The 5,374-nt window shown below is 72.0% G+C and carries 4 protein-coding genes; 3 read left to right on the plus strand and 1 reads right to left on the minus strand.

What is annotated here, in order from left to right; all coding sequences use genetic code 11:
- On the plus strand, positions 1–1,844 hold a 1,844-nt coding region (locus tag Q0A33_RS08715; protein WP_291795171.1), incomplete at its 5' end, for a TIGR01777 family oxidoreductase.
- 150 nt (positions 1,845–1,994) lie between these two features.
- On the opposite strand, the gene Q0A33_RS08720 is transcribed toward Q0A33_RS08715, so the two are convergent.
- Complete coding sequence (locus tag Q0A33_RS08720) at positions 1,995–2,615, minus strand: AAA family ATPase (protein WP_291795173.1); 621 nt, start codon at positions 2,613–2,615, stop codon at positions 1,995–1,997.
- A gap of 85 nt (positions 2,616–2,700) precedes the next feature.
- Here Q0A33_RS08720 and selD point away from each other — a divergent pair, with 85 nt between their 5' ends.
- Together selD and allB are read left to right on the plus strand one after the other, a co-directional pair.
- Positions 2,701–3,738 carry a selenide, water dikinase SelD gene (gene selD / locus Q0A33_RS08725; RefSeq protein WP_291795175.1) on the plus strand — a complete coding sequence of 346 codons (1,038 nt, stop codon included), beginning with the start codon at positions 2,701–2,703 and terminating at the stop codon, positions 3,736–3,738.
- 199 nt (positions 3,739–3,937) lie between these two features.
- Positions 3,938–5,272: an allantoinase AllB gene (gene allB, locus Q0A33_RS08730; RefSeq protein WP_291795177.1), complete on the plus strand. Its 1,335-nt coding sequence runs from the start codon at positions 3,938–3,940 to the stop codon at positions 5,270–5,272.
- Positions 5,273–5,374 lie beyond the last annotated feature (102 nt).

Here is a 5,374-nt window from a genome sequence, read left to right on the forward strand (position 1 = left end):
CCACCCGCCCCTGCCGCCGCACGGAGGTGCCCGCGATGACCCGCTTCCACTCCGAGGAGTTCCTCGACGTCCCGTTCGACCAGGTGGTGCGCTGGCACAGCCTGCCCGGCGCACTCACGCGCCTCTCCCCGCACTGGGCGCAGGAGGTGGTCGAGGAGGGTGACCCGGGCCGCCCGGGCAGCCGCGCGCGTCTGCGGATCAGCACGCCCGGCACCTCGGGCGCGGTGCGGATCCCGTGGACGGCGGAGCACTTCGCCCTCGAGGGCCTTCCGCCCTTCGGCACCACGGCCGAGGCCGCAGACAGGACCGAAACCGCAGACAGGACCGAAACCGCTGGCGCGGCGAGCGGCTCAGGTGAGGCGACGACGGCCGCAGAGACGATCGCGGGCTTCGGGGACCGTCTGGTGCCGGGTGCGCTCTCGCCCTTCTCCCGGCTGGAGCACCGTCATGTGTTCCGCTCCGCCGAGGGCGGCACACGGATCGACGACACCCTCGACTACTCCCTCCGCGGCGCAGGCGCCCCGCATGCGGAGGACGCGGCGGCTGCGGGAGATTCCGGGGCCGCGGAGCCGCCGGCGGACGTCCCCCGCACCTACGGTCCGCACGCGGACCGGCCCTGGACTGCAGGAGGCGAGCGGACTGCACGAGACGACCGGGAGAGTCGGAGGAACCGCGCGGCGCAGGGCTTCGACCGCTTCGCCGAGGAGTTCGGACGCTTCGCCTCTCGCATCCCCGGCGTCTCGCAGGCGGCGCAGGCGGTGGGCGTGGACGACCGCATCCGCACCACCCTCGAGCGGACCTTCGCGGCGCGCACCCACCGCATCCGCAGCGACCTCGCATTCCTCGACCAGCTCGACGCACCCACAACCGGCGGCGAGCGCATACTGAATGTGCTGGTCACCGGCGCCTCCGGACTGGTCGGCACGCAGCTCACCGCGATGCTGACCACCGCCGGTCACCGTGTGCGGACGCTGGTCCGCAGGAAGCCGCGTCCGGGACTCGGCCGCGACGACGGCACCAGCACCTCCGCATTCGACGCACGCCTCCGCACCGAATCCCCCTGGGACCCGACGCTGGGGCTCCTGAACGCGGAGGACCTCGCCTGGGCGGACGTGGTGGTGCACCTGGCGGGCCGCAGCATCGGCGGCAGGCTCACCCCGGCTGCCAAGGCCGAGATCGAGTCCTCCCGTATCGATTCGACCCGGCTGCTGGTCGACACCATCGCAGACCTGCCCGCCGAGCAGCGGCCCGAGGCATTCGTGTGCGCCTCCGCCGTGGGCTACTACGGGACGGACGTGCGCGCTCCGGTCACGGAGGAGGCGGGGCCGGGCAGCGGCTTCCTCGCCGAGGTCTGCCGCCGCTGGGAGGCCGAGGCCGCCCGCGTGGAGGCTGCGGGGGTGCGCCGGGTCTCGGTGCGCACGGGCCTGGTGATGAGCGGCCTCGGCGGTCTGCTCAGACTGCAGCTCCCCCTCTATCTCGCGGCGGCGGGCGGACCGCTGGGCTCCGGCGAGCAGTGGTTCCCCTGGATCAGCCATGACGATCTGGTCCGCGTCTATGCCCGTGCTGTGGCGGACTCGGCGCTCTCCGGGCCGGTCAACGCCGTGGCACCGGGCGCCGTCACCCAGAAGGAGTTCGCCGCTGCGCTGGGCCACCACCTGCACCGGCCGGCCGTGCTCTCCGTCCCGCGCGTGGGGCCCGCTCTGCTGCTGGGCGACGAGGGCGCGGACGAGCTCGCCCTGGCCGGACAGCACGTGGTCCCCACCGTCCTGGACGCCGTCGGCCACGAATTCGCCCATCCGACGCTCGAGGACTGCTTCACGGAGGAGCTCGGACCGCGGAGCTGAGCTGGGGCTCTGAGCCGGGAGCGCGCACCGGACGTTTCGCATCTTCTGACTGTGTTCATATGCGGGCACGTGCGAACACGGTTGAAAGGTGCGAAACGTCAGCCGGTACGGGCTCAACATCACTACGGGCCGGCTGCAGGCCAGACTTCGTCACAGCCGGACCGCCTCCCGGAACGAACCGGTGAGCCAGGCCTCGGCCTCGGCGGGCGTGCCCAGACGCACGATGACCAGTCCTGGGTTCTTCCGTGCCGCGCGCTGGACGAGGTCGCGATACTTGCGGCGGGTGCGCACCGCCCAGCGGATGATGTGTTCCTGATCCGTGAGCACGCCCGCGAGCGAACCCTCGCGGTTGCCGTTCCACAGCTCCTCGTGCAGGAGCCGGCGCCGCACCGTCCGGCGCACCACGCGGGGGAACGTCACGCGCCAGAAGGGGTGGTCGAGCCACACCAGCAGATCGGCGTGCGCCGCGAGCAGAGGACGGACCTCGCTGTACTGCCATTCGGTCACCCACTCGGGCTGCGCGACGAGAGCGCGGACGTCGTCCTGGAACTCCGGCCTCGGCGTCCAGTCCGGGCCGTGGAAGAGCGCATCGATCTCCGTGTGCGGCAACCCGGCGAGCGCCGCGAGGCGCCCAGCGAACGTGGTCTTGCCGGCACCGGACACCCCTGCCACAAGCACCCGCCGAGGCCTCAGCGGCAGAGCCGCCCGCGCCGGGAGGACGGGGGTGTACCTGGGCGGTCGCCGCGAGGCGGCGGGGTCAGCTGGTTCCATCCTCCGAGTCTACGAATCGCGGGACCGAAATCTGCTCGCCGGAAGACCGTAGCCCGTTGCGGCTCCACCTCCTAGACTCGGCGGCATGAGCACCGTTCCCGCCGCCGCAGCCTCGGCCCCCGCAGACCGGCCCGCGCACTCCTCCCCCGCACCCCGCCTCACCACCCTGGCCCACGGCGGCGGCTGCGCCTGCAAGATCCCGCCGGGCGAGCTCGAGGACGCCGTCGCGGCGCGCACCGGCCAGCAGGACGGGTCGGTGCTGGTGGGACTGGACGACGGCGACGATGCCGCCGCGGTGCAGGTGCGCGACGACCTCGCGGTCCTCTCCACCGCCGACTTCTTCACCCCCGTCGTCGACGACGCCTACGACTGGGGGCGGATCGCCGCAGCGAACGCCCTCTCCGACGTCTACGCGATGGGCGGCACACCCGTCGTCGCGATCAATCTGGTGGGATGGCCCCGCGACACCCTGCCCATGGAGCTCCTCACCGAGGTGCTGCGCGGCGGGCTCGCGGTTGCACAGGAGGCTGGGTGTCCCGTGATCGGCGGGCACTCGGTCGACGATCCGGAGCCCAAGTACGGCATGGCCGTGACCGGCACGGCCGAACCCCACCGGCTGCTGCGCAATGACGCCGCCGAGGCCGGTCTCCCGCTCACGCTCACCAAGCCGCTGGGCGTGGGCCTCCTCAACAACCGCCACAAGGCCACCGGGGAGGTGTTCGAGGCCGCAGTCACGACGATGACGCAGCTCAACCGCAACGCTTCCCTCGCCGCGCTCGAGGCGGGAGCTCGCGCGGCCACGGACGTCACCGGCTTCGGCCTGCTGGGCCACCTCCACAAGATGGTGCGTGCCTCGGGCGTGGGGGCCGTGATCGACCGTGCCGCCGTTCCCATGGTCGAGGGCGCCGCCGAGGCCCTGCGCGACGGCTTCGTCTCCGGCGGCACGCGGCGGAATCTGGACTGGGTGCGTCCGCACCTCACGGCTGGGGCCGGCGTCGGCGAGGACGATCTCCTCTTCCTCGCCGACGCCCAGACCTCCGGCGGTCTCCTCGTCGTGGGCGAGGTGCCGGGCTACCCCGTCATCGGCGAGACGGTGGCGGGCGAGGGCCTCACAGTGCGCTGAGAGCGGCCGAACGCGACCGGCACGCGGTCAGCAGTCGCGTGCGCTCACGCGTCTGCTCCTCTGCGAGCGCACACCTCGAAGATCATGGCTCGCCGGGCTTCCGGGAGGCGTCCGGCAGCTAGGCCTCTGCGCCGGGGCGAAAGGTACACCGTCTGGTAGAACTGTTGTCGAAACGCCGCTCGGCAGACCGGAGGAATCGATGACCCCTGACCACGATCTGGTGCTGCGTGGCCGGCGGGTCCACAGGGCGGAGGGTTTCGAAGCCGCCGAGGTGGGGGTGAGCGCGGGACGCATCGCCGAGGTGGTCCCCCTCGGCACCGGGCTGCGCGGAGAACGCGAGATCGTGCTGAGCGAGGATGAGGTGCTGCTCCCCGGCCTCGTCGACTCACACGTGCACATCAATGACCCGGGGCGCTCCGAATGGGAGGGCTTCGATACGGCCACGCGGGCAGCTGCGCGTGGGGGCGTCACCACGGTGATCGACATGCCCCTGAACTCGATCCCGCCCACGACGAGCGTCTCCGGCCTGTCCGCGAAAGTCGCGGCCACAGAAGGCAGGCGGCACGTGGACATCGGCTTCTGGGGCGGTGCCGTCCCCGGCAACCTCGCCGACCTGCGCTACCTGCACTCCGCCGGGGTCTTCGGCTTCAAGTGCTTCACCCTCCCCTCAGGGGTGGACGAGTTCCCACATCTGCGTGCAGACGAGCTGCGGGCCGCCATGGCGGAGATCGCCTCCTTCGACGGACTCATGATCGTGCATGCGGAGGATCCCGGTTCCGTCACCGAGGCACCCCCGGGCCGCGGCTACGGAGGGTTCCTCGCCTCCCGGCCGCCGCAGGCCGAGACCCGCGCCATCGCGCAGGTGATCGACGCGGCGAGGGAGACCGGTGCCCGGGTCCACCTCCTCCATCTGTCCGCCGCCGATTCCCTGCCGCTCATCGCGGCAGCGCGGACAGAAGGCGTCCGGCTCACCGCGGAGACGTGTCCGCACTACCTGACACTCTCGGCCGATGCCGTGCCCGAGGGCGCCACCGCCTACAAGTGCTGCCCGCCCATCCGCGACCTCTCCAATCAGGACCGGCTGTGGCAGGGCCTGCTCGACGGGACGATCGACTGCGTGGTCACGGATCACTCTCCATCGACTGCCGAGCTCAAACACGTGGAGTCCGGGGACTTCGGAGCAGCTTGGGGCGGGATCGCCTCCCTGCAGCTGGGTCTGCCGATCGTCTGGACAGAGGCACGGCAACGAGGCGTGCCGCTGGAGACGGTCGTGAATTGGATGTCCGCCGGACCGGCGGACATCGCCGGGCTGCACGGGAAGGGCCGCATCCGAGCCGACGGCTCCGCGGACCTGATGGTCTTCGCACCCGAGGCCTCGCACACGGTCGAACCGGCCCGCCTGGAACATCGCCATCCCGTGACGCCGTATGTCGACCGCACTCTGCACGGCGTGGTGCGCCGGACCCTGCTCGCCGGAGAGGAGGTCGACTTCATGCGACCGAGCGGACGACTCCTGTGGCGAGGGGAGTCATGAGCTGAGTCCGTCAGCCCGCTGAGCCTTGTTCGACCTCGGAGCGGCGCCGGCACCCGAGGCCCCGCCCCCTTTCGGGGCCTCACCCCCGTGCGAGGCCCCGCC

The sequence above is a fragment of the Brevibacterium sp. genome (assembly GCF_022712115.1).
Taxonomy (GTDB): Bacteria; Actinomycetota; Actinomycetes; order Actinomycetales; family Brevibacteriaceae; genus Brevibacterium; species Brevibacterium salitolerans.